General features: G+C 38.5%; 22 protein-coding genes and 1 pseudogene. 1 reads left to right on the top strand and 22 read right to left on the bottom strand.

Translation table 11 applies throughout. From position 1 onward, the window contains the following. Positions 1-499: 499 nt before the first annotated feature. The 15 genes and pseudogenes from AC4QJR_RS09900 to AC4QJR_RS09830 form a co-directional block, all read right to left on the bottom strand. On the bottom strand, positions 500-1,414 hold the full coding sequence (locus tag AC4QJR_RS09900) for a catechol 2,3-dioxygenase (protein ID WP_496526033.1): 915 nt from the start codon (positions 1,412-1,414) through the stop codon (positions 500-502). An 82-nt stretch (positions 1,415-1,496) separates the two neighbouring features. Next, the gene (locus AC4QJR_RS09895) at positions 1,497-1,883 is read right to left on the bottom strand and encodes a VOC family protein (RefSeq protein WP_496526032.1); all 387 of its coding nucleotides are present in this window, start codon (positions 1,881-1,883) and stop codon (positions 1,497-1,499) included. Between the two features lie 12 nt (positions 1,884-1,895). Beyond that, complete coding sequence (locus tag AC4QJR_RS09890) at positions 1,896-3,365, bottom strand: amidase (RefSeq protein WP_496526031.1); 1,470 nt, start codon at positions 3,363-3,365, stop codon at positions 1,896-1,898. A 175-nt stretch (positions 3,366-3,540) separates the two neighbouring features. Next, on the bottom strand, positions 3,541-3,795 hold the full coding sequence (locus tag AC4QJR_RS09885; protein ID WP_496526651.1) for an SDR family NAD(P)-dependent oxidoreductase: 255 nt from the start codon (positions 3,793-3,795) through the stop codon (positions 3,541-3,543). 17 nt (positions 3,796-3,812) lie between these two features. Further along, a complete protein-coding gene (locus tag AC4QJR_RS09880) occupies positions 3,813-4,013 on the bottom strand; it encodes an SDR family NAD(P)-dependent oxidoreductase (RefSeq protein ID WP_496526030.1) in 201 nt (66 codons plus the stop codon). Between the two features lie 50 nt (positions 4,014-4,063). Next, positions 4,064-4,249, bottom strand: coding sequence for an SDR family NAD(P)-dependent oxidoreductase (locus AC4QJR_RS09875; RefSeq protein ID WP_496526650.1), 186 nt, complete (start codon positions 4,247-4,249; stop codon positions 4,064-4,066). Positions 4,250-4,417: 168 nt separating this feature from the next. Then, positions 4,418-5,698: a Rieske 2Fe-2S domain-containing protein gene (locus AC4QJR_RS09870; RefSeq protein ID WP_496526029.1), complete on the bottom strand. Its 1,281-nt coding sequence runs from the start codon at positions 5,696-5,698 to the stop codon at positions 4,418-4,420. A 364-nt stretch (positions 5,699-6,062) separates the two neighbouring features. After that, positions 6,063-6,209 (bottom strand): annotated as a pseudogene (locus AC4QJR_RS09865) (transposase domain-containing protein); the annotation flags it as partial. 580 nt (positions 6,210-6,789) lie between these two features. After that, positions 6,790-8,022: a dipeptidase gene (locus AC4QJR_RS09860; protein WP_496526028.1), complete on the bottom strand. Its 1,233-nt coding sequence runs from the start codon at positions 8,020-8,022 to the stop codon at positions 6,790-6,792. A 50-nt stretch (positions 8,023-8,072) separates the two neighbouring features. Beyond that, entirely contained in the window at positions 8,073-8,228 is a 156-nt protein-coding gene (locus AC4QJR_RS09855) for a hypothetical protein (protein WP_496526027.1), read from the bottom strand. Positions 8,229-8,238: 10 nt separating this feature from the next. Then, positions 8,239-9,069, bottom strand: coding sequence for a hypothetical protein (locus AC4QJR_RS09850; RefSeq protein WP_496526026.1), 831 nt, complete (start codon positions 9,067-9,069; stop codon positions 8,239-8,241). Between the two features lie 549 nt (positions 9,070-9,618). Beyond that, positions 9,619-10,821 carry a CaiB/BaiF CoA transferase family protein gene (locus tag AC4QJR_RS09845; RefSeq protein ID WP_496526025.1) on the bottom strand — a complete coding sequence of 401 codons (1,203 nt, stop codon included), beginning with the start codon at positions 10,819-10,821 and terminating at the stop codon, positions 9,619-9,621. A gap of 20 nt (positions 10,822-10,841) precedes the next feature. Beyond that, positions 10,842-12,170 carry a CaiB/BaiF CoA transferase family protein gene (locus tag AC4QJR_RS09840; protein WP_496526024.1) on the bottom strand — a complete coding sequence of 443 codons (1,329 nt, stop codon included), beginning with the start codon at positions 12,168-12,170 and terminating at the stop codon, positions 10,842-10,844. 1 nt (position 12,171) lies between these two features. Continuing rightward, positions 12,172-12,624 (bottom strand): Zn-ribbon domain-containing OB-fold protein, encoded by a 453-nt coding sequence (locus tag AC4QJR_RS09835; protein ID WP_496526023.1) that lies wholly within the window; start codon positions 12,622-12,624, stop codon positions 12,172-12,174. Between the two features lie 24 nt (positions 12,625-12,648). Continuing rightward, positions 12,649-13,827 carry a thiolase family protein gene (locus AC4QJR_RS09830; protein ID WP_496526022.1) on the bottom strand — a complete coding sequence of 393 codons (1,179 nt, stop codon included), beginning with the start codon at positions 13,825-13,827 and terminating at the stop codon, positions 12,649-12,651. Positions 13,828-14,077: 250 nt separating this feature from the next. Here AC4QJR_RS09830 and AC4QJR_RS09825 point away from each other — a divergent pair, with 250 nt between their 5' ends. Then, positions 14,078-16,042, top strand: a complete 1,965-nt coding sequence (locus AC4QJR_RS09825; RefSeq protein WP_496526021.1) for a XylR N-terminal domain-containing protein — start codon at positions 14,078-14,080, stop codon at positions 16,040-16,042. Between the two features lie 104 nt (positions 16,043-16,146). Here AC4QJR_RS09825 and AC4QJR_RS09820 read toward each other — a convergent pair whose 3' ends face one another. The 7 genes from AC4QJR_RS09820 to AC4QJR_RS09790 form a co-directional block, all read right to left on the bottom strand. Next, positions 16,147-17,502, bottom strand: coding sequence for an MFS transporter (locus tag AC4QJR_RS09820; RefSeq protein ID WP_496526020.1), 1,356 nt, complete (start codon positions 17,500-17,502; stop codon positions 16,147-16,149). A 384-nt stretch (positions 17,503-17,886) separates the two neighbouring features. Continuing rightward, entirely contained in the window at positions 17,887-18,135 is a 249-nt protein-coding gene (locus AC4QJR_RS09815) for a hypothetical protein (RefSeq protein ID WP_496526019.1), read from the bottom strand. Between the two features lie 183 nt (positions 18,136-18,318). Further along, positions 18,319-19,026 carry a hypothetical protein gene (locus AC4QJR_RS09810; protein ID WP_496526018.1) on the bottom strand — a complete coding sequence of 236 codons (708 nt, stop codon included), beginning with the start codon at positions 19,024-19,026 and terminating at the stop codon, positions 18,319-18,321. A 17-nt stretch (positions 19,027-19,043) separates the two neighbouring features. After that, positions 19,044-20,198: an Alp7A family actin-like protein gene (locus AC4QJR_RS09805; protein ID WP_496526017.1), complete on the bottom strand. Its 1,155-nt coding sequence runs from the start codon at positions 20,196-20,198 to the stop codon at positions 19,044-19,046. A gap of 256 nt (positions 20,199-20,454) precedes the next feature. Beyond that, entirely contained in the window at positions 20,455-20,640 is a 186-nt protein-coding gene (locus tag AC4QJR_RS09800) for a Fur-regulated basic protein FbpA (RefSeq protein ID WP_496526016.1), read from the bottom strand. Between the two features lie 277 nt (positions 20,641-20,917). Beyond that, the gene (locus tag AC4QJR_RS09795) at positions 20,918-22,078 is read right to left on the bottom strand and encodes an MFS transporter (RefSeq protein ID WP_496526015.1); all 1,161 of its coding nucleotides are present in this window, start codon (positions 22,076-22,078) and stop codon (positions 20,918-20,920) included. Between the two features lie 195 nt (positions 22,079-22,273). Continuing rightward, complete coding sequence (locus tag AC4QJR_RS09790; protein ID WP_496526014.1) at positions 22,274-23,572, bottom strand: CitMHS family transporter; 1,299 nt, start codon at positions 23,570-23,572, stop codon at positions 22,274-22,276. Between the last annotated feature and the right edge of the window lie 268 nt (positions 23,573-23,840).

Below are 23,840 nucleotides of genomic sequence, written 5' to 3'. Positions count from 1 at the left end.
GTCGTGATTTATTCAAAAAACCTCCTGACTTTTTAAAAACGCCCCAATAATCGCAGTTAGAGGGATATTTTTCCTTATTAAAATTATGAAGGATAGGGGTTTTTCTATTGAAACCTATTATTATTTCACTTCAGACCTATCAGAATATCGACAATGGCTGAGATATACATAGAATGAAATATTTCAATAGTTATCATCTCTATTTGATGAATGCCTACGATTGCCAATATGACTTGCCCTTATATCCGCATTTAAATCATGCCTCTAATCATGACGCAGTGAACTTTGCTGCCATTTGGCTTGTAGTGCTAAAAACACCGGCAAATCACCATGTTCATCTACCAAATACGGACGAACCTACCGATACCCATAGTAAATACAATCTTCGTTTATTCCCAAAGACCTCAAAAAAGACCGATATTACCAGTAATTTTTTTGGAATCCAGTGGGAAATACCGAGAGTGTATTTCAGTTAATTTCATTTACTATGCAACTTAAATCAAGTTAACGCTTTCATGAAGGATTCAGATAATTCTCTGCGGTGATAAAAAATGCCGGTTCCAATTTTTGATGCATCCCATGTAATCGTTGGCATATCCCGAAATGCCATATATCCACCTGCAAATGCTTCGTTACGGTTTCCTGATGGGTCAAAGAAATAAATTGTTTGTCCTCTTGAAATTCCGTGTCGGGTAGGAGTCACATCGAATGGTACTTCATACATCGATAATAAATCCGCTGCTTTAAATACATCATGAAGGGAATCTACACCGAATGCTGCATGATGAAGTTTTGCATCAGGCCCTTTTACAAAAGCAATATCATGAGCTGTATTTGTCGTAAATAAGAAACTGCCGACTAATTCTTCTTCCCCTTCTGTAACTACTCTTTCACTTTGTCCGAAATTAAGCACTTCAACAAAGAATCTTGTAACTGTTATTAAATCGTCACCAGTAAGTAATAGGTGATCAAGGCGATGTGGAGCGATCCCTTTTGTACCTATTGGCCACGGATGAGGGTTTTTCGTTCCCACGGCTGTTCCCAAGAAACCGATTTCATGATAAAGTTCACAGTGATGACCAGTTGGTAAAATAAAATGGACGGCTTCCCCTTCAGCTAATCTAGTATTGTTGGAAATACGAGTAGTCGCACATCCAAATTCCTCTATTCTTCTTTCATAATAGGCCAGATCATCAAGAGTCTCTACTTTAAAGGCTAAATGGATTAAACCCGCCTTGTTCGATTTTGTTAAAATTAAACTATGATGATCAAATTCATCCCATGCTTTTAAGTAAACACTGTTTCCCATACGTCCCGTTTCTTCTAACCCAATAACCTTTGTATAGTATTCTACTGATCTATCTAAGTCTAATACATTTAATTCCACGCGGCCTAAACGCATAACTCTTGCCATTTTTTATCCTCCTAATATATGTAGTTTTTTGAGAGATGACATCTTAATGCCACCTTAGCACTATTGAAAATGCTGACCCGGCTCATTTTACTTTTTCTACTAATTGCAGCAGCTCCCGGCTTGGCCCGTGAAAGAGGATCATGCGCCCGCCTTCCAGCGTTGGCTTCACTTCATCCGAAGTAAAGACGATCTCTTTTTCTTTTAAAAACTGAATCGTTTCATCAATGTTTTCGACTGTAAAAGCAAGATGGTTCACAATACCCGTTTCACTGTACTCAGCAGCTGCTGTTTTCTCTTGAATAAGCTCAATCTCCAAATCCGGCTGTGATTCAAGATTCAAAAAAGTCATTTCGCGTTCGGGTTTACTTCCCCGGAGACGGACGTTAAATCCAAAAATCTCCGAATAAAACCGAATCGATTGATCCATATCACGAACCATTATGGCTACGTGGTCCATTTTCCGTATCATATAGTTTTCCTCTTATTCTTTATTTTGTTTGAGGAAACAGGATAACCGTCCCTCTGCTTCCTTAGTTCGAGGATGGAGCGGAACCGTCCCCTTGCATAATTTTAGTGCTTTGACCCATGGCATTGAGCTTTCGTAGCAGTCGCCAATTTGAAGCACTCGACAATCTGTGAATGGTTTTCCGATTAGTTGCAATCCAACTGGCAAGTTTTCTGTTGTAAAGCCGCAGGCTACGGATAGCGCTGGGAAACCCAGGATATTGGCTAATGGTGTTTTTCCAAGTGTAAACATATTGCTGATTGCCATTGAAGGAACCATTGTACCGATTTCAAATGGCGGCTGGACATTTGTTGGGCCGACTAAGGCGTCAATCCCATGCATTTGTTTAATTGTTTCTCTGACAAATTGGTCTCTTCTGCGCTGGGCACGAAGATAAGCCGTTGCGGAAATATCACTGCCAAATTCAAACCGGTATTTCAAATCATCTCCGTATAGATGACCGTATTTTTTAAATAATGGTTCATGAACGGAGACCACCTCTGATTGTGCGATTGCCTTTAAGGCGTTAAGGGCTTCATCTATTCCTGGTAAATCAATCGGAATGATTTCAGCGCCAAGTGATTCTATTTGACGGAATGCTTGTTCAATCACCGATTTCACATCAGCATCAATCCCAGAAAACATGTAAGGCTCGCAGAATCCTAGCCTAACACCCTTTAAATCGCCTAAGGAGTCAAATCGAACAGGAACATTCCTTTTAACAGATGCCGGATCTTTCACATCATGCCCTCTCATGACCTCAAGCATGATGGCCGCATCCTTTACGGTTCTTGTCATTGGCCCTACATGATCCAATGACCAACTGAAAGGAAGGCAGCCCCGTCTGCTGACTACTCCATAGGTTGGTTTGAATCCTACGGTACCACACATCGCAGCCGGTAGCCGGATGGACCCGGCCGTATCAGTACCGACCGCACCAAAAGCCATCCCTGTGGCGGTGGCTACCGCTGACCCGCCGCTTGAGCCGCCTGGAATTCTTGCTGTATTCCAAGGGTTCTTTGTGCTGCCATAATGAGGATTTTCGGTCGTCGCACCCATGGCAAATTCATGTAGGTTGGCCTTTCCGATAATAATGGCACCGGCTTCTCTTAATTTTTGAACAGCTGCGGCATCTTCATTAGGAATCCAGCCTTCAAAAATCTTCGAGCCGCCAGTCGTTTTCACACCCTTTGTTTGTAAAATATCCTTCACCGCAATCGGTATTCCGTGTAAGTGCCCCCTCACATGATTGTTCAGCAATTCTGCTTCCAATTGCTTCGCCTGGGCCATTGTCTCTTCTTCCATTACGGTAATAAACGCATTGAACCTTGGTTCATGCTCGCGAATCTGGTTTAAGGTCATCTGCGTTAGTTCAACCGGTGATAACTGTTTATTTTTAATCGCATTCCCTACGGATTCAATCGTTTCAAAAAGAAGTTCATTCATGGCATGTCTCCTCATATTCTTCTAGATTAAAAGTAAAGGCCGGCTCCAGTATTGCTAGCTCTATTTCCTTATCATCTAAAATCGTGCGCAAGTATTCTTCTAATGTCATTAAAATCCCTGCTTTCCGTCTCTCCTTCTCATTTTTCCCGCACTTAACGCATCAACAAACCGCCATTTATATCAATCGTAGCTCCCGTGATATATTGGCAGCATCTGAGACAAGATAGGAAACCATATTCGCTATCTCATCGGCAGTACCAAATCTCTTTAACGGTATCGCCTTTTTCATCATTTCTTGTCTATCCGGATCTATCTTGTCCATCTCCGGTGTTTTTATTGCTGCGGGGGCAATGGAATTAACCGAAATCCCATCGTTCGCGAGATATTTGGCAAAGGTTTTGGTTAAGAGCTGCGCTGCTTTTGAAGCAATGTAGTGTGCACCAGAGGTTAATGGCTAGGTTGACCACTATAAGATGATAGATTGATTATCCTTCCCTGACCTTGTTCCTTCATGATCGGGATAACCGCTTGAGAGGCAAGATTGACAGATAGAAGATGATTCCATTCTTCTGTTATATCCTCAATGGTGGTTTCCTTTTGAACATCTGCGTTATTTACTAAAATGTCAATTCTTCCCCAATTTTCCAAAATTATTATGACACTATTTTCAACAGCTTCAACATTGGAAACATCTACCGTTAAAAAAGGCTTTTAGAAGGATGATAGTCTTTCAAAAAGTCAGAATTCCTGACTTGATGTAACAGATCGTCATTTACATCAACAAACACAACATTCAGACCTTCTGATAAAAACTTCTTTGCAACGTCAAGACCAATCCCTTGCCCGGCACCTGTAACAATGGCAACTTTATCCTTTGATTTCATCACGATACAGCTCCTTCACCCATTGTTTCTCCTTCATAACCTTCATCTCAAACCTGTCGAAACATTCGTAAATCTTCTGTCGAATAAAGGTGCTTGATTATTAAGCCAATCGGCTGCTGGATTCTTGCATGACGCTTTCCAGCAGCCGATAGAGCTTATTTCCATTTATCACGACTTTACTTCGATCTCTTTCTTTTTAAACTGGTCCTGTATAGGAAAGGCCTCCTGCCATGACTTTTGATTGCTGTCATATAGTCCTGCACTGTAAAGGTTTTTCAGGGAACCATTCTCTAATGTGAAATTTTCTTTCCCTTGTTGGAATACCTTGACCTGCTCAAGTAATAAGCGACGCATATGAATAATTGGCAAATCACTTGTACCAAGATGCTCTTTGGAGCGGTCTACAATTGGCCCCATCGTTTCTGTTGCCGCATGATCTTGATTGGCGATTCCTCGGATCCCTGTGAAGTTTCCTGTTTTTTGCAGCTCGCGATCTTGTGCATAATCATTTTCCAGACTAATTTGTTTTTTGAAATCCGCATCTAACTTTAAGCCGCGGCGTTCATAATTGGCCTGCACATCAATCGGACGATTATGAGCAAATTGGACATCCCAAGACCAAGTACTGTAGTCATCCCTTGGAATGAACGCATGCCACATGCCGTCCTCCCCTTCAAATCTTGGCGGGTACGTATAGAACGGGAAGATATAGTGAATTTCCATAAATGCATTGTCTGTTTCATTGCCAATTCCTACTGCAACACAGCGCTTCCCATAATTTGCATCCTCTACATCCTGTTTAACCGGTGGATTTTTAACAAGCGGGTGGTTCGGATCAATTCCTAAATCAGTACTTAAAATTCCTTCTCCTGTATCCTGCTTCCCATGTGCTTTATGAAGAAACGCAGCATGTACATAATCCAGGTCATTTTCCATTACTTGTGCATAGTTACATTCCTGCCAAACCCGCTCCGACATCATATTTTCATCCGGCAGTCCCATCCAGTAGAATTCAGGGAATGCCGGCTGTTCCTCCTCCGGTCCCATGTACGTCCAAATCATCCCTTTAACCTCTTTAACCGGATAATTTTTGATTTTGATTTTCTTTCTGAACTTTGGATCTCCTTCTTCAGATGGAATTTCTGTGCAATCACCGTTCGTATCAAACTTCCACCCGTGATACATACAGCGGAGACCGCATCCGTCATTAATTCCATAATAGAGTGATGTCCCACGGTGCGGGCAGGCTTCTTCCATTAAGCCGACCTTTCCTTCTGTATCACGAAAAGCGATTAATTCCTCCCCAAGCAGTTTCACACGCTGCGGCTTCCCGTCATTCTTTATTTCATCTGACTTTAAAGCCGGAATCCAATAACGGCGGAACAATTCACCCATTGGCGTTCCAGGTCCTATTCTTGTTAATAAATGATTATCTTGTTTTGTTAACATTTCGTTTCCCCCTACTCTACTTTAATTTGATTATTTAGAAAATTTATATTCATGTATACATATTAGTAAATTCATCCCATTCAAACAATTTAGTTTTAGGTCGGAAAATTTGATTTTTACAACCGAAACGTACAGTGTTTCATTACCGCTCTAATTTATATCCTCTAAGTTACTGAATCATTGAACTTTTATTATTATGGATACAAAGCAATCATTCTTAAAACTTCTAAATAAAAAGGTGCATCTTTACCAAAGTAAAAGTCAAATAGTCCCACCTTCAAAAAGGTCGGGACTTGATTTATTATTTAGCTAACTGATTAAAGTCAATACAAGAAACAGGTAAAGTTGCTGACCATGGAAGTAGTTAGTCCAAGGCATTAATATCTGTCAAATCCATATTGGGAAGCTGCTCAAATAGATAGCGAAGATAGCGGTATGTATGTAATCCATTTGCTTTAGCTGTCTCCACAATACTGTATATAAGAGCACTAGCTCTTGCACCTTGCGGTGTTTTAAAGGAGTTTGCGACCTTTCTGAAGGAGAATGGAATAGACACCGAGAACAATGAAGAAGTCTGTAGTAACATGTATCCGGCTTTTAAGAAAGGCGTAAAAAATAGAGTTTCCTATTGGTGTCTTTTAATTTCAAAACTTTTTCCTGTTGATTCTGAATTTTGATTTTGTTGGTTTTTTAACCAAAAATAACTTGTTTTTTTCCCGGGCTGTTCGTATTTGTATCCGAAATATTGGTGTACCACCTTCCCCTATTTCTTCATAATATATTTCTGCTTGAGAAACTTTATAATATACCATTAATAGCCCCTCTTTCTTAAATATATGTAACTACTCAGCCCCCTATATTTTATTAAAAATCTCTTCACCTCCATGTTTGATTTCATGATAACTAGTGAACTATGGAAATATCATATCAAGAGAAGTGAAGTGTATGACCTATAAATAGTTTTTAATTTTTAATATCCCATTCATGAACATCTATAAGCATACACTTCCGCCAAATGGAAAAGTTTTGATTTAAAGCATGGGGGTGGTTCTCTTGCTTCAAATGGGAGCAAGAGAACCGTCCCATTCACCTTATAAAATATCCTTTAATACCCGCAATACATTGCCGCCAACAATCTTTTGGATGTCTTGTACCTTGTAGTCGTGTTTAATCAACCATCTCACCATATTTTTCGTTGCTTCGGTCGGATTTTCTAAGCCTTTAACATATGGAGATTCTTCGAAACATTCCCCATGTGATTCACTAAGGGACAGCATGTCATCAAATGCGTGCTGCAATCCAACATGGTCGCCAAAAAAGGTATCAGGACCAAGTCCAACATGGTTAATTCCAACTAGTTCAATTAAATATTCTAAGTGCTCCATAACAGACTCAATGGTATGCTCGTTTGGATTTTTTGCTGAAAGAGTGGTATTTGGGGCTGCACAAACTCCAATGATACCGCCTTTATCTGTACAAGCCTTTAATACCTCATCCGATTTCATTCTTGGTGAGTTCCAGATTGCTCGGGCACCTGCATGTGTAATAAAAACAGGGGCTTCACTTACCTCTATCACATCCAAACTTGTCTGATCACCGCAATGCGAGATGTCAATCACCATTCCCAATCGATTCATTCTTTCAACAACTTTGTAGCCAAATTTCGTTAGCCCGCTGTCATTTTTTTCAATCAAGCCTGATCCTAATGTATTGGCTTCATTATAAGTAATACCCATGCATCGTACCCCTAGGCCATATAAAACATCTACCCGGTCCACTTCATTCTCCAATATACTTGCCGCCTCTAATGAAGGCAGAATCGCTATCCGATTGGTCTTTTTTGCATCCAGTAAATCTTGATAATTTTTGGCAATATAAACTGTATTTTGTTTGGCAATATCACAATATCGGATGCCTAATGTTAAAATAACGTCATCCCATTTTAACCCATTCGAAGAGGTCAAAATAGAAATTCCGTCCATGAAGTTTTCGAATAGAACATCTACTCCGGATAAGGCTAATCCTTCATAATCAAAGGCTGTATGGAGCTGCCTGCAATAAGGAATAATATCTTCTTGTTTCTTGGGTACCACAAAACCATGATCTCTTAGGGATACAATGGGATAGTATTTCAATAACGTTTCAAAAATCCTTTCCTTATCTTCTCTAAGTTTTATTAACTCAGTCTGCCGATATTTTTCTGACTGCGGCAGCTTGAAGGGTTTATAATGTTTTCCTGGAATTAAGTATTGAAAGGAGTGATATCCATCATAATTCTTTACAATCGTACTTTTCACTTCACTTTTTTGCGGCGTCATAACCATTTTTCTACCCCTTAATATTTTTTCATAGATTACAAGAGAAAATAACCGATCTATATGCCAATGGCTCCGAAAAGTAAGGAAAAAGGCAAATTATTTAGCGTAATCCGATACGGGTTTTGCTGGGTTGCCACAGAAGTCATGGTAACCGTAACCCCGTAAGCTCCGGCTGTTGCTGTTGCCGTAGCCAGTGCACTTGTAATCACCACGATCCAGTCTCTACATGGGATTAATCATCCCATATAGAGACTGGATCACTTCAAATAAAACACCGATCGTGGTAATAGCATGTACACCGATTAATCCGCCCAATAAAAAAACAACCTGAATAAAAATTAAGATCACAATGAGATTATCACTAAAGGCAAGAAACGGTTGTTTTATAACATCATGAAAGGAAGTCTCGCTTAAACTGCTGGAAAATAATGAAAGGGAAAGAAACAAGACAACAAAATTCTGCATTTTATTCGTACGTTCCCACCCAGTCTTCCAACCAATTACCTTAAAGCTTTTCCATCTCTTCAATAATATCGCCCAGCATAGAGAAAACAACGGAATCACAAGTGCTACTGATAAAATAAAACTTAGTTGTAACAGGCTCCCGGTTAGCACAACAACGATTAAAAAAATGACTAAAGCCATTACTAATTTGATGATTTGAATCATCATTTTCTTGACATTTATCTTCTGATTTACACCTTCATCGTGTTCAACGTTTATCGAGCGAAAACTTCTTTTCCCGATGATCCAATCAAGAGAAATGACAATAAAGGAACAGAGTAACAGCCATGGCAATAAAGATAAATAACTGATACCTGTTGAATCCACTGTTATGGCCACTATAATTTCCGTCGGGCTCCAAATTAATGCGACAGCTAATGCTCTAAGTGTCATCTTACTAATAAAGACTTTTCTTATTTTTTGCGGGATATTTTGTAGGCTTGATGTAAAACTTCCTGCGATAATGTTAAGGCAGATATATTGATAAATCCTGTTAATAGATAGGTTGTCATCGAACTCCTGATATACAAATTTCCCTAAATTACCCAATTCCCTCTCATTAATTCATTAAGTCTTCGGTCAAATCTGCCTGCATATACAACACTTGTCATAAAAGGAAGAACGGTTAACAAAGACAGCAATGACATATTTGAGGACATATACAGCGGAAGTTGAACAATAGGCATTCTCGCATTTATAAAAAATAGTAGACCCGTAAAACTAAAATAAGACATAAAATTTTAATTAGCTACTTGCTCCTTTGAAAGAGATGAATACGAGAATGATAGCCATTAGCCCAATGGAGTATTGGATGATTCAAATTCGGAAAAAAATTGTAAATATGTAAATCGAAAAAGTCAGGGCATATAAAAGATATAAATGACTATTCACCCAGGAAGAAATTGTACTCATAATTGTTAAACTCGTTTATCTTCAACACTTTACGAACAGCAAAAATGTAGTTTAACAAATGAAAGCGCAAAAGATTTTTTCTTAAGTAGTTAATGAGTTGACTACAAAATCAACTCATTAACCGAATAGTAAAGATTCATATCATACTATTTTTACGCCCTGAAATATTAACTGAATTCCCTTGTGTTAATTAGAAAGATTTGTCTTTACATTTGAGATCAATTCTTCATTATTCTCCCCTAATAATGGAGGTCTTGTAATACGCCCAGGAGTCTCATGGAATTTATACGGCGGACCTGGATAGGTAAACCATTCGTCTACTTCCGGATGATAGACAGGTTCGAAGACATGTCGATCTTCGAATATATGCTTATCATGAATCATATTCTCCGGTGCGCGAACTGGTGCCCAAGGAAGGCCGATACTTTGTGCAGTATGGTAAATATATTCTGACTCATATTGAATACAAAAACGCTCTAATACATCTGTTACGTGCTCCATTCTTTCCGCACGGAATTTATCATTTGCATATCTTTCGTCTCCCAAATCCTCTTCCAGCTGATGGGATGACAGCCAGGAAACTAGACTCTTCCATCTTTTTGCATCCAAGTAAGTATTCAGGATGAGAATGTATTTTCCATCCTTACATTTGAGATTCCAACGCACTGAACGGTTCGGTAGGGCATGCCGGCCTGTTTGGCGGATGACATGCTCTTTTTGATAAATCCAATACGGCAGGGACATCTCGGTAGAGACAGTCACACAATCATGTACTGAAATATCAATATATTGGCCTTGATTTTTAAAATCTCGATACAGTAATACACTAACAATGCCCATAGCAGCAAAATATCCTGCAAGATGGAAGGATTGTCCGCCAGTTGGAGCAATGGGGGGAGCGTCAGGAATATCATCATACCCAGTGACAGCCATAATGCCGCCCAATGCTAATTGGGCAATATCCGATGATTGATAGCTGCTCCATGGTCCATCCTGGCCAAAAGGAGTAACAGAGCAATAGACTAGTCTAGGAAACTTCCTCGACAACTCATCATAATCCAAGCCCCATTCTTTCATTTGAGCTGGTTTATTCCCTTCAAGAATGACATCTGTATCGTCCAGTAAATGTAGGATTTTTTCTTGACCTTCTTTTGTATTTAAATCCAAAGTAATCGATTTTTTAGAAGTATTATAATTCCAAAAATATAAGCTTCCATTTTTATCAGGAATATCTTTGTAAAATGGACCTATATTTCTCGACGGTGCACCCTCCTTCGGTTCCACCTTGATCACCTGTGCGCCCATATCTGCAAGAAGCTTGCCGGCAAATTGAGTCAATTGATCTCCTATCTCGAATATCTTAATCCCTTTTAAAGCGGCCTTTTCCACCAGAGTTCACTCCTTCCCTTTTACCATAATGGTCTAACTGCTTTAAACGAATCTTTTGGCATATCCAATGGCCAGAAAACACCATTACGATTCAGTAATTCTATTTCCTCTTCTGAATAATCCAGTATTTCTTTTAATACAAAATCATTGTCTTCTCCCATTAGTGGCGCAGGTTTACGAATGGATGGGGATGTTTGAGACATTTTAATAGGAACACCTTCTACTAATCTTTCACCTAAGAGCGGATGTTGAATAGCTTTAAACAGACCTCTGAATCTTAATTGAGGATCATTTTCTACGATTTCCTCATTTTGTTGAACGGCTGCAGCAACAATGCCGTATTTCTGCAATGCTTCCATTACTTCATATTTATGAAATCTGCTTGTATACTCTTCAATATGTTGATCTAGTTCATCCTGATGTTGGATACGGCATTTTAGGTTGTTAAATTTCGGATCATTCACCCATTCTGGCTCACCGATCGCCTCTTTAAAACTTTCCCATTCATCATCAGAGTAAATAGCGATAACACAATAGTCATTCACGTCCTCGCCCGCACAACGGTATGTGTTTTGAGGACAAGCAATCGGACCTCTAAAGTCTGATTTGCTTTCATCAGTAGAAAGAATAGAACGATTACCGGTTGGAAAATCAGGTCTGTTGGAAGGGCGGCCATTGACAAAGTAATCTAATAGGTTTGTACCAACTAAAGGCAATGCTGTTTCCACCTGTGAAATATCAATATATTGACCTTCGCCTGTACGATTTTTATATAATAATGCCGTTAAGACGGAGTACGCACCTGTATATCCCGCAACAATATCTAAAATCGAATACCCCCAGCCGCTAGGATGTTTATCTGGCAAACCGGAGATATAGGTCATGCCAGATAAAGCGGCAGCTGTCGGACCCCATGTTCCATAATTTTTTTGCCTTCCTGTATGACCTAATCCGGAAATACTCATATAAATAATTCCTTCATTCAATTCTTTTAGAGACTCGTAATCCAATCCCCATTTTTCAAATACACCTGCACTAAAGTTTTCCGTAATAATATCTGATTTCTTAATCAGCTCTTTAATAATGTTCATACCTTCAGCGGATTTGATATTAACGGTAAAGCTTCTCTTGCCGACATTTAAACTGTTAAAAAACGCGCCATTATCTAAGCCAGGTTCATCATCCTTTGCATACATAGAAAACCGCATCATATCAGGTGTCTTTGGCCATTCCACTTTAATTACCTCTGCCCCCATTGATGCCAGTATTCTTGTTGTGGTTGAACCTGAAACACTCCAGGTAAAATCAAGAACCCGAATTCCAGTTAAGAGGTCGTTTTGGAAGTTCATTTTAATTCCCTCCATTCACAGGCTTCCATTGAACCAGGGTTACTTCATCATCGACTTTTTCAAACACCGCTTCCATTTCCATGCCTACTTTTACTTTCGTCGGGTCCATTCCAACTGTATTTCCGAGAAATCTTACTCCGTCTCCTACATCTACTACAACAAGGGCATATGGAACTTGATCATAAAAATATGGATAAAAAGCTCGATGTACAATATTAAACGTGTAAATAACACCTCTTGTCCCTACCTCAACCCACTTTACTTCAGCGCCTGGTTCATGTGGAGATAAAAATCTCGGCGGCCATATTTTCTTTCCTGTAGTAGTACATTCCTGGACAAATAGTTTACATTCTCTTGTTCCTTCCCAAAAAGGTTTATATAAATTCCAATCACGTGACCAATCTGAATCTCTATTTGGTAAAGGCCTAATTACCTGCATTTCAACTTGATTCATTATGACAACCCCTCTTTCAATAAATTAATTGTGTAAAATCGCAATGGATCCATCACCCATATCGCCATATCCTGTCACTAACCCTATTTTTGCATCTTGTACCTGTCCGGCTCCTGCTTCGCCTCGTAATTGATGGACAGCTTCTACCACATGATTAATTCCTACAATATGCGCCTGTGATAATAAGCCGCCATGTGTATTAATCGGCAATTGTCCACCATACGTAATTCGTCCATTCTTTACAAACTCAGGTGCTTCCCCTCTTTCACAAAAGCCCATTTCTTCAATTTGTCTTAAGACGATAAACGTAAAACAATCATAGATTTCAGCAAAATCGACCTCATCTCTTGAGATCCCGGCCATTTCAAAAGCTCTTGGTGCCGCATATTTAATTCCCATATCCAAAATGTCAGGCCGCGTTGGCATATCATCAGGCTGATTCGGATGACCTTCTGCTATGCCGGCAATATAGATAGGCTTTTTGAAACGGTGTGCATTGCGTTTGGATGTGACAATGACAGCGCCAGCCCCATCTACCTCTAAAGAACAATCGAATAATCGAAAAGGAGTAACCAGCATCGGGGAGTTTTGATAGTCTTCCTCTGTCATCACTCTCCCTTTCATATAGGCTTTACTGTTATTATGAGCATGCTCCCGGCATGTCATTGCCACAATTTGCATGCCGATTGGGTCTGGATTATATTGGTAAAACCAGCGATTCGCATGTAGAGAGAAATACTGCATCGGAACCATTAATCCATATGGGTATTCCATATTATCCCGATACTCTGGATTAGGCATAATTGTATTATTGAAGTCTAGTATTCTCGGATCTGTTCCTCCTAATCTCGGTCCAGAAAATCCTTTTTGCCCTGTAGTGACAACCACATATTCTGCTACACCCTGTTCTACAGCAAGAGCAGCCTGCTGAATCGCGGCAATCGCACTGGCTCCTCCCATTTCACTTCTGCCGCTGAATTTAAGTTCTTTTATTCCTAAACCTGCAACCAAATCTTCACAGCGGACATTATATCTCCATGGATTAATGACACCATCAATCTCAGAAGGATGAATCCCGGCATCTTGACAAGCGTTCACCGCTGCTTCCGTTAATAATTGTGTTAATGACTTATCTGTACCCCTTACAAAGTTCGTTTCACCTACTCCGACAATGCACACTTGATCACTTAATGAACGTCTCATCTTTTATTCCCCTTTACGTTTAAATGAAAAACTTCATTTATTCTTGTCGTTTCTATCGTTTGCCGAAAAACTTTTCAGAAAATTAAATCTATATTAATATCTTATTCAGATAAGGAACCTGAAACAATTTATGATTAGGTAGGAAAAATTCATTTTTACAGCCGAAATGTACAGTAATTAATTTTTAGAAAATTCAATCCGATTATGATAGTATAATAATTAATCATCTATTCGTATTGGAGGGTGAAAAATGGCGATAAAAGCAAACACAATTACCTTGAGTGATTTATTTAAAGCAAACACTGAGAAGGGCAACTTTCTTCAGTCTCATCGAATGTTTATTTCAAGCGCGGATGCTTGGGGAGCGTTAATCAAAGATTTAGTTTTAGCTCTAGGAATTGAAAGAGCCAAACGCTTTCTATTACGTTATGGATATCAATGCGGACGGCATGAAGCCTTAATGCTGAAGGATATGTTTAATTGGGAAAATCAGAAAGAATGGATTATGGGCGGAGTCACGATGCATAACCTCTCGGGACGATCATCATCGGTTCCCATAAAGGTTCATATCGATGCTGATAAAAAAGAACTTGATGTGGAAGGGTTTTGGCATGATTCTTATGAAGCGAAACAATATTTGCAGCACTTCCCCACTCATTCCGAACCTGTCTGCTACTTTTTAGAAGGATATGCAAGCGGCTACTGCAGCACCTCATTAGGCAAAAAAGTAGTATTTAAAGAAGTTGAGTGTATCGGAAAAGGGGATCCTCATTGCCATTTTATCGGAAAAACATTGGATCTTTGGGGAGATGATATTTCACCTGAATTGGGTGATTACGAACATGAAGATATTGGAGACGAACTGGATCAAGCACATAAACGAATCGAAAGACAAAGGGAAATATTAAAACGAATGAATTTCTTAAGCAACCAATTGACAGAAATTGTCTTACAAGGAAAAGGGCTTGACTCAATCTCTCAGACACTTGGACGCAGCTTGAAATGCGGCATTGTTATATCCAACAAGGATTTTGAAACCCTGTCAGAATATGGAGATATATTAGATTATTCTTTAAAAAACATTATCGAGAACAAGGTACATCTTCACTCATCAGACCAGGATAAAATCAATGAGATGTTACAACAGAGAGCTACTACTATCCAACTAAATTTTTTAAAGGAACAAGGATTCTCTTATTATCCGTTAATTACACCGATTATCGTACAAAACCGTGTATATGGTTATATTTCAATCATTAAAAACTCAAAAGAAATGGAAGAACTAGAGTCATCTTTTTCCGAGAGGGCAGCAAATATTTGTGCACTGCACATTCTAAATGAAAAAACCGCTATTGATACAGAGCAGCGAATGAAAGGAGAACTATTAGACGAGGTCTTACTAAAGCCAAATTTAGATGCTAACATTACGAAAAAACTATCTTTACTAGGCTATAAGATTAACAAACATCATTATGTGTTTATTTTTAACTTACAAAATCAATCCTTTGATTTGCAAAAAGATGAATTTGTAAATGATGAAAAGGAAGTGATTATAAATATCCTTCGAAAATATTCATCTTCTATTGCAGGAGAAAATATTCTAATCTCGCACTCGTTTGGACAGATTCAAGCACTTATTTCCGTAGATTTATTAAAGGCTTGCCATATGAGCGAAGAGAAATTCGGGACATACATATTAAAAGAAGTAAAGCAGAAATTACCTTCAGCACAGCTACGTATTGGAATAAGCAATATATGTCCAAGTATTCATAGAACTCACAAAGGTTACAAACAAGCTAAAAAGGCATTAGAAATCGCTCAAATCAATAAGCAAAAACAGCAAGTGTTTTTATTCTCGGCGATTGGACATATTTCCATTTTATTAGATGCCAGAAATCCGCAAGAATTAGAGAACTATGCCGATAACATTTTAGGTTCTATCTTTGACTATGATATTCAGAAGTCCTCAGAACTGTTGAAAACTCTTTATTTTTATTTAAATAATGAATGCAATTTGCATAAAACCGCCCGAATCCTTAACCTGTCCATTGGCGGCATGCGTTACCGCCTTGCGAATTTAAAAGATAGATTTAACATTGATATGATGGATTCCGCTACACGGCGTGAGGTACAAATGGCCTTAGATATATATGTTGCTTTTGGAAAACTGCCTGACAGCTTACTGGAGCAAAAGGAAGATACGATAGACTATTAATTTTTCCTCTCATTAGACCGAATCCTATAAAGAAATGTCCTTCATCATTTGATGAAGGACATTTCTTTACCATTTCTTAAGGAAGCCTGTTTTTAAAACAACTATTATGCTTTTACATCTTCCGGAGTTTTTACGATCAATCCACTTTCACGGCCTGCACTTACTGTACCTTCTTGTTCAGTTGCTAGATTCTTAAGTTTGTAAGTACCAATCAGGCCAAGAATAGACACAACCGCGATATAAATTCCAAGTGACCAAATTGTACCTGTTGCCTGTATCAAATACGTACAAACAATTGGAGCAATCCCTCCTGCAAAGATGGCAGGGATTTGCGTACCTAGTGAAGCACCGCTATAGCGTAAGCGGGCAGGGAATGCCTGTGAAGCTAAAGCTGGAAGTGCACCTGTCTGCATACAAAATGGAACCATAGAAATAACCATAGCTGCTGCGATGAGAGCTTGTACACCTGTATTGACTAACCCTACAAATACAAATCCCCAAATCAGTGTGGCAGCGATTCCCATCCTAGACATACGTTTAATTCCAACCTTATCAGAAAGGTAGCCAAAGAGCGGGATGAAAATACATAATAAGAAGCTTGCTCCGGTATTCGCATTGACCATAAAGGACGAACTCACATGAAAATTATTAATACTGTAATTAATCAAGAATGTTGTATAGATAGCAAACGGCGTATGTTCAGCTAATTTAACTAATGCTGAATAAAGTATCTGTTTTGGATGTTTTTTCATAACATCTAGAATTGGCAGTTTTGAAACACTTTCGCCATCTTGAACTTTGCGGAAGGATGGTGTTTCATCGATCTTTGAGCGAATAATAAGCCCTGCCACTAATAGCAATAAACTGGCTAAAAACGGAATTCTCCATCCCCATACGTAGAAATTGTCCCCACCTAGAGTAATACACAACCCTATTATCGCAGAAGAAAGTAACATCCCCGCTCCTACTCCAGCATTTGGGATACTAGCCATAAATCCTTGCTGCTTTTTCTTTCCCCATTCCATTGATAATAGGATAGCTCCTGCCCATTCGCCTCCAATGCCAATTCCTTGAATTAATCTCATCAACACAAGCAGGATGGGAGCCCATATTCCAATCGTATCATAGCCTGGTATTAATCCCATTGCGGCACTGCTCAAACCCATCATCCATAAGGTAGCAATTAATGCTTTCTTTCGTCCAATTCGATCCCCAAAATGTCCAAAGATAATCGCTCCTATCGGTCTTGCTAAGAAACCAGAGGCAAAAGTAGCGAATGACAGGATCGTTGCAATAAACGGGTCTGTATTCGGAAAAAATAGTTTTGGAAAAATGACAGCTGAAGCAGTAGCATAAAGCGAAAAGTCATACCATTCGATAATCGCACCCGAGGTAGATCCAATTAGTGCCCTTCTTGACATTTTTTTTTGTGAAATTTCATTTGCATGAATGCTAGTCATTATTTACACCTCCGATAGATTCCAATTGCGGGCAAGGCTACCCCCATTTCTTAACAAACATCTCATGACCTTTCGTTTTCTATTAGAACTACTATTTTAAATTCATACCTCCTTTTTTCCACTATGACTATGTTGTAAATTGATTATACAGAAAATTTAATCATTTTGTATCCTGCAGAACCTGCAGGAAAAATTTAATTATTCTGTACCATTAAGTTAGAATCAACCGATTCCACTGCTTTCTAAATAGGTTTTTTCATGATATTTAATCCTTCTCTATTTATTGTTTGATAACAGTCTGACTTTTATCGTTTAATCTCAGAAAAGGGTGCTCCATCCACAGGTAAAGGCACGCGACTATTGGCCCCAGCTAAACGACCATAATTAGAGTCCCAACTGCAACTGGACCACTGAAAAGAAAGGCAAGTGCAACCACTGCCATACTGCGTTTGCATAGCTCTCCTTTAAAGGGAGCTCCACGACTCCTTGAAAAGTTTCCCCATCTAAATGACCCACTATCATATACCAACCTAAATACAATACGAGGAAAAAACAGCCTAATAGCTTTAGTCCTGTACCGAATGTACTTGTTTCCTTCTTCCTTGCATTATGTTTTTGGTTCTTTTTACTCAATAGTTACACCAACTTTTTTCTGGAATTCCTTACTATTTTTCTATCAAAATGGCTCTAGGCCAGTGGGTTAGCCCCCCACCGCATTAATTTATTGGGAGACTGACTCTAGATTCCTGTTTATTTCACTAAATAAATTCGTCCCACTAAAAAAAGTAGCGGAACAATGTTCCACTACTTCATATTTTAAAAATCCATATCTATAACTTCTTTAATAGTCCCTGTAACTCGATCGCCTTCGAGCAATTGCCCTTCTTTCAAATCGTTCACTTCATTTGCTTGTTCTACAGCGGGCTTTGTGTTACTTGGATTTGCAGGATCAACTGGACGAACAGTAAGTTCACTTTTAAGTATGTTAATCTCACTTAATAACTCGCTGCGAAGGGATTTTAATAACGTTTGGAATTGATCTTTATCTAACTTTTGCTCACCGAGTTTCGTTACAAAATCCCGTAACTCGTTTGTTTGAACGGACCCCACCCCAATACGCCCAACATCCAAACGGGAGGCAAATTCTTGTTTAAGTAGGTTGATCTTATCTAAAAACTCTTCACGAAGTGTACCTATTGTCTCTTCTTTTTCAAATTTATCCATATCCTGCTCAACAAGCTTCGTTATATACTCCTCCAGTTCATTTTCTTGTGCTTTTTGCTCAAGAAATGAATACACCTTTGGAGAAATTTTAGAAGTTTTTAAAGTCAACCCTACATATTCGTTTTTACTTCCTGATTCCATATTCATTAATCTGAACACATCCGTTTGGAGATTGGCAGCCGTTAAAAAAAAGTTTGAGAGAGCGTAAAATGGTGCAAACATCTGTGCACCCAGATGTGAATCCCTATTGTTTACTCCGAAAGCGGACTTATCACCAAGAAGATAATCTTTGTTGCTCATACGTTCTTCTCCCCTTCTTATGCGAAAACAGCGTTTGTTTCATGCCTGCTTAGAATTTCTAGTCCATACAAATTTAACTTTCTTGAATCAGGTAGGAATAGATGATTTTGCTCTCTAATTTCGACACCATACCTTGTATCAATCGATTCCTCGATGAAGAATTTTAGAATTCCAGCGATTCCACCTATATAAACATATTTATAGACCTTATCTTTAGGAGATGGGAAAGTGTTTTCAATTTTCGTTAATAAAATTTGCGTGTACTCCCTTAAAGACTCATGGATTTGCTCTGTAAGATCAACTTTTTTACCGCTATTTCCATCCCGTTGCTCCATTTTTGTTTTATCAATGTTATTAATAATGAATTCTTCTAGTGAGCGAAAATCCTCAAAATACTCAAGTAACTTTTCACTTCTCAGTTTATCGATATGCTTTAAGTACGAAATGTCTGCAAAGCAGTTCAATGAATCCCTGCTCTTAGGAGCTTGAAGTCCTGCTTGGAGCAAGGCAAGATCAACAGTCCCTCCCCCTAAATCTACAATTAGGGTTTCATAGTTTTTAAATGAATTGGCTTCCTCACGATCCTGTAAATCAAAATCTTTCTTAATTGCCCAACGAGCAACTTCGCTTTCAATCCGGCATTTGCTTGTTTCGACGTGAATGGAAATAACTCTTTCTAACCCTGGAGTCAAAATGGCTACCTGGTGCTCACCTTCAAATCGGCTGGCCATTTTATTTTGCATATCGCTGAACTTGTTCGTTTTCTTAAGTAACCAAATTGGAAGCATAGTTGAAAAATAATTAATGTTCACTCTGTTATCTTCTTGGCCGTTTCCTTTTAAAACATTGTAATAGGCCACTGAAGCCAGGAACATCACGTAAGGAATCTCAGATTCTGTTTTATCATGAAGCTTGTTGATATGAATATTTCCTAACACCTGTTTTTCCGCTGAATCGCCCACCAGATAATATTTCTCTACACCGTCTATCTTAGTTGAAATGAGCATATTTTGAAGAAGGAATTGGGGATCATTAAAAGTAGACGGATAGTGGCCGTCTGCCTTTTCCTTCGTTATTTCTACTACATTTGTAGGAACCTCAAAATAATAACCATCCACAAGGGTTTGAAAGATAGAATTACCAAAATCGACATTTTGACGCTTAATATCCATTATTTCTCCTCTTTTCATGCTTTTTCCTAATAATAAGTATATATTCTTCTCTTCTGTTTGTCTAAATATGTTAATAATTTTTTAGATTTTGATAATTTAATATTCCACATTATGTTGAAATTAACGTTTTATTTAGTAGAAGCTTTTGTCATGATTTTAATTTCATGCCTTGAATGGATATTAAAAAAGACTGCAGGTGCGGAAACACCATACAGTCTTAGGCAATTAACGATGCCTTCATGCAAGCAAATCTATTTTAGACCCATTGAATTGAGCCAAACTCACCATGTGGATGGTTTTGTAATTTAAATCTCCTATACTCATATTCTAATTTCGATAGTGGCAGCTTATAAAGCTGTTGATCTTCTTTATTATATACGTTTAAAAAAATTAGTTTATTGATAAGTTTGCTTCGCTTTTTTTCATCGTTATTCCTCATCATAAACACTCCTTCATTTTAAAAAAACTGCCCTTACATACATCAACTTTAAATTCAGACTGATTAAAATTTTTTTATTAGATTAATTGTATTGTAAACCAACAATTCCTATCTGTAAAGTATGAATTAAAAATAAATAATGAAGGCACTCTCATCCTGAAAGTACCATTCATAGTTGTTGATATTTACATTAACTAACGCACCAACCAGACCTGGCACGCAGGTCTCAAGCAGTTTTGAGGTTTGCTGGCGTTTGTTTTTCTAATATCTTGATATACCCTCATTTATTTTTTGTAAATAAACTTCTATCTGGATTGAGGGAACCAGCCATAATAAAAGCGCCACACACATAAAATACACCAGACATTCCTGCAATACTGGAAACGGCCCCTAACGAAAGCGGAGCAATTATCTGTGTTAACTTATTAAACATTAGACGAAGACCAAGACCTTCCGCCACTCGATCTTGCGGCAATGAACTAATGGTTGAAAAAATAGAAAGCGGCTGCCCTATGCCTGAACAAAATCCAAGAACAAAGGCGAGAATACTTAGCCCTATTACACTATCGACGAATGGATTTAAAATATAAATAATTCCAGCTACAACGATTGATATTGTAATAATAACGTTTCGCTTCAAACGTCGTACAACCCATGACAAGATGCTTCGAATTAAAATTCCTGCAGCGGCATTCAATGAGATAATAACACCAATTGCAAAAGTTGATACACCTTTTTCCACTGCCAATAATGGAAAAAAAGCGATATATGCATCTTTCGCCAACAAAACAAGCGAGCTAACTAAGACTGCTTTGCGCAAATCTTGGATGCGTAGTAAGTTAAAAGAATTCTCTTCTTTTTCCCCTTGATCGGCTGGTTCTAGTTTTTTCACCTGTAATTTTCTTAATAGAAAGGACGAAGGTATAGCTAATAAGATAACAAATCCCAAAATGAAGAAAGCGTAAGTATTACTTAATAGATCTGAAAGTCCTCCACTAATCAGCGGGCCAACAAAGCTGCCCGCAGCAACCGCAATACTAAAAACAGAAATAAAGTATTCACGCAACTTACTTTTCGAAAATTGCCCGGCATACGCCTGTATCGACAGAACAAATATTAACTGAGCAAGACCGGAAAAAATTTGCGATATGTATATACCCACTAGATTGTTGAATACCGCAAGAACGATCATCGAAAGACTACCAAACAGAATACCCAGAATAAGCGGGTTTCTTACCCCGATACGATCAATTATTTTGCCTGCTTTTATCGATAAGAACAAAGGTAAAAAAGAAAACAACGCAACAATAATCCCAATTTCTGCATGGCTGGCACCTAAACCTCTCGCGTAAAGCGGAATAAGGGGACGACTTCCCGCAATCGTAATCATAAACAAACATACACTAATAAACACAGCATAACGATCATGCCTATTTTTCATCTCAATCTACTCCTTATCTCTACCATACAAGAAAAGGCAGACTTATACACAAGAGTAAGTCTACCTTAATTTTGATCATATTTATCCAACATCCTGAGTAAAACTCACAAGGTCAACCACGTCTATAAGCTTGATATGAAGATGTTCCTTTTGGCAAGGAGATATGAGCGCTCCCGGATTATAGTGTTTATATAATTAAATAGATAGCACTCCGAACAAAACTCCGACAATGGTCATGACCAATGCTGTCCCTAACGCAAACTTGGCTGAAAAGCGAATATGGTCACCAATATCAATACCAAGAAGCCCTACTAGTACGTAAATAGAACCTTGAAGCGGGCTCAACAAGTGAAACGGTTGTCCCAACAGGGAAGCCTGTCCTATTTCTATTGGTTGAATTCCAAAGTGAGCAGCTGTTTCCGCCATGATTGGGATAATCCCGAAATAAAAGGGAGCATTCGCCATAAAAAAAGTAAATGGCATACTTATTAGTGCAACAATAGCGGTTAATCGCGGTCCAAATGCATCTGGAATTACTGCAATAAGAACATCAGCGATAGCTTTAACGATTCCAGTGCCCTCTATAATACCCGAAAATACACCCGCTGCAAATATCATAGAGACAACAGTTAATATGTTACCTGCATGTGCGTGCAACCGGTCCTTTTGGTCCTGCAAGTTAGGATAATTAGCAATCATGACAATCGCAAATCCAAGCATGAATAATGCCGGTATCGGTAAGAAGCCTGCAATTAAAGCTACCATTACTAAGATTGTTAAAACTAGATTAAACCAAAATAATTTTGGACGCTTTATAGACGAATCCATTCCTATGTCAAGAGTAGCAGCGACCTCATTGTTAAAATCTACATCAATATTGGTAACTCCTAACCGCTTACGTTCCCTACGTCCGAGAAAATAGGCAACGGCCAGAACCCATACCCCACCTGCAATCATAGAAGGAAGGATTGGAATAAGCATTTCTATTATATCCACATTTACTGCTGTAGCAGCTTGAACAGCCGGTCCTCCCCAAGGTGTTAGATTCATAACCCCCATCGCCAATGCGGGAATACAAGCTAAAATAAGTTTATTCATACCTAGACGGTTATACAATGGAAGAAATGCTGTTACTACAATAAGATACGTAATTGTCCCGTCACCATCTAGAGCAACTATCAATGATAAAACTGCCGTTCCAAGTACAATTTTTAAAGGGTCACCACCCACCATTTTTAAAATTTTCAATACTAGTGGATCAAAGAATCCTGTATCTATCAACACACCAAAGTAAAGTATGGCAAAAATAATCATAATAGCAGTTGGAGCAATTTTCTCGAGGCCCTCCAACATCATTGGGCCTAAATCGGTAAAACCGCCAATTAGTGCAAAAACGACCGGAACTATGGTTAGTGCGTTGAAGGCTGACAAACGCTTACTCATGATTAAATACATAAAGACCACAATCATTGCAAATCCCATAAATGCTAGCATTATATACTTCCTCCATATTTCGTTGAATTCCTTAGATTACATGTCAGTTTTCAGCAGATAATCCTTCTAAAGTTAACATCAATAGTAAACATAAAGAAGCATTCAAGGCATAAAGTGCCCAATGACCTCACGCTCATTTGTAAAGGCTTTCAAATCTAACAGGCTGAAATCTTCTTACATATGCAAAACTAAAATACATGCCGGGCTTTTATTACTATAAAAATATTAAATTTAATAGACATAGTCAAAGGAATCATTAGCAAAAAGT

It is taken from the genome of Neobacillus sp. BP17 (assembly GCF_059579525.1).
This window is presented reverse-complemented; position numbering and strand designations above follow the sequence as displayed.

Excerpts from the sequence above, each read along its gene's own strand:
- AC4QJR_RS09825 (WP_496526021.1), top strand. The coding sequence starts at position 14,078 with ATGGCGATAAAAGCAAACACAATTACCTTGAGTGATTTATTTAAAGCA.
- AC4QJR_RS09860 (WP_496526028.1), bottom strand. The coding sequence starts at position 8,022 with ATGGTTATGACGCCGCAAAAAAGTGAAGTGAAAAGTACGATTGTAAAG.
- AC4QJR_RS09830 (WP_496526022.1), bottom strand. The coding sequence starts at position 13,827 with ATGAGACGTTCATTAAGTGATCAAGTGTGCATTGTCGGAGTAGGTGAA.
- AC4QJR_RS09890 (WP_496526031.1), bottom strand. The coding sequence starts at position 3,365 with ATGAATGAACTTCTTTTTGAAACGATTGAATCCGTAGGGAATGCGATT.
- AC4QJR_RS09805 (WP_496526017.1), bottom strand. The coding sequence starts at position 20,198 with ATGGATATTAAGCGTCAAAATGTCGATTTTGGTAATTCTATCTTTCAA.
- AC4QJR_RS09875 (WP_496526650.1), bottom strand. The coding sequence starts at position 4,249 with ATGAAATCAAAGGATAAAGTTGCCATTGTTACAGGTGCCGGGCAAGGG.
- AC4QJR_RS09820 (WP_496526020.1), bottom strand. The coding sequence starts at position 17,502 with ATGACTAGCATTCATGCAAATGAAATTTCACAAAAAAAAATGTCAAGA.
- AC4QJR_RS09895 (WP_496526032.1), bottom strand. The coding sequence starts at position 1,883 with ATGATACGGAAAATGGACCACGTAGCCATAATGGTTCGTGATATGGAT.
- AC4QJR_RS09840 (WP_496526024.1), bottom strand. The coding sequence starts at position 12,170 with ATGAACTTCCAAAACGACCTCTTAACTGGAATTCGGGTTCTTGATTTT.
- AC4QJR_RS09790 (WP_496526014.1), bottom strand. The coding sequence starts at position 23,572 with ATGCTAGCATTTATGGGATTTGCAATGATTGTGGTCTTTATGTATTTA.
- AC4QJR_RS09795 (WP_496526015.1), bottom strand. The coding sequence starts at position 22,078 with ATGAAAAATAGGCATGATCGTTATGCTGTGTTTATTAGTGTATGTTTG.
- AC4QJR_RS09870 (WP_496526029.1), bottom strand. The coding sequence starts at position 5,698 with ATGTTAACAAAACAAGATAATCATTTATTAACAAGAATAGGACCTGGA.
- AC4QJR_RS09810 (WP_496526018.1), bottom strand. The coding sequence starts at position 19,026 with ATGAGCAACAAAGATTATCTTCTTGGTGATAAGTCCGCTTTCGGAGTA.
- AC4QJR_RS09835 (WP_496526023.1), bottom strand. The coding sequence starts at position 12,624 with ATGAATCAAGTTGAAATGCAGGTAATTAGGCCTTTACCAAATAGAGAT.
- AC4QJR_RS09900 (WP_496526033.1), bottom strand. The coding sequence starts at position 1,414 with ATGGCAAGAGTTATGCGTTTAGGCCGCGTGGAATTAAATGTATTAGAC.
- AC4QJR_RS09800 (WP_496526016.1), bottom strand. The coding sequence starts at position 20,640 with ATGATGAGGAATAACGATGAAAAAAAGCGAAGCAAACTTATCAATAAA.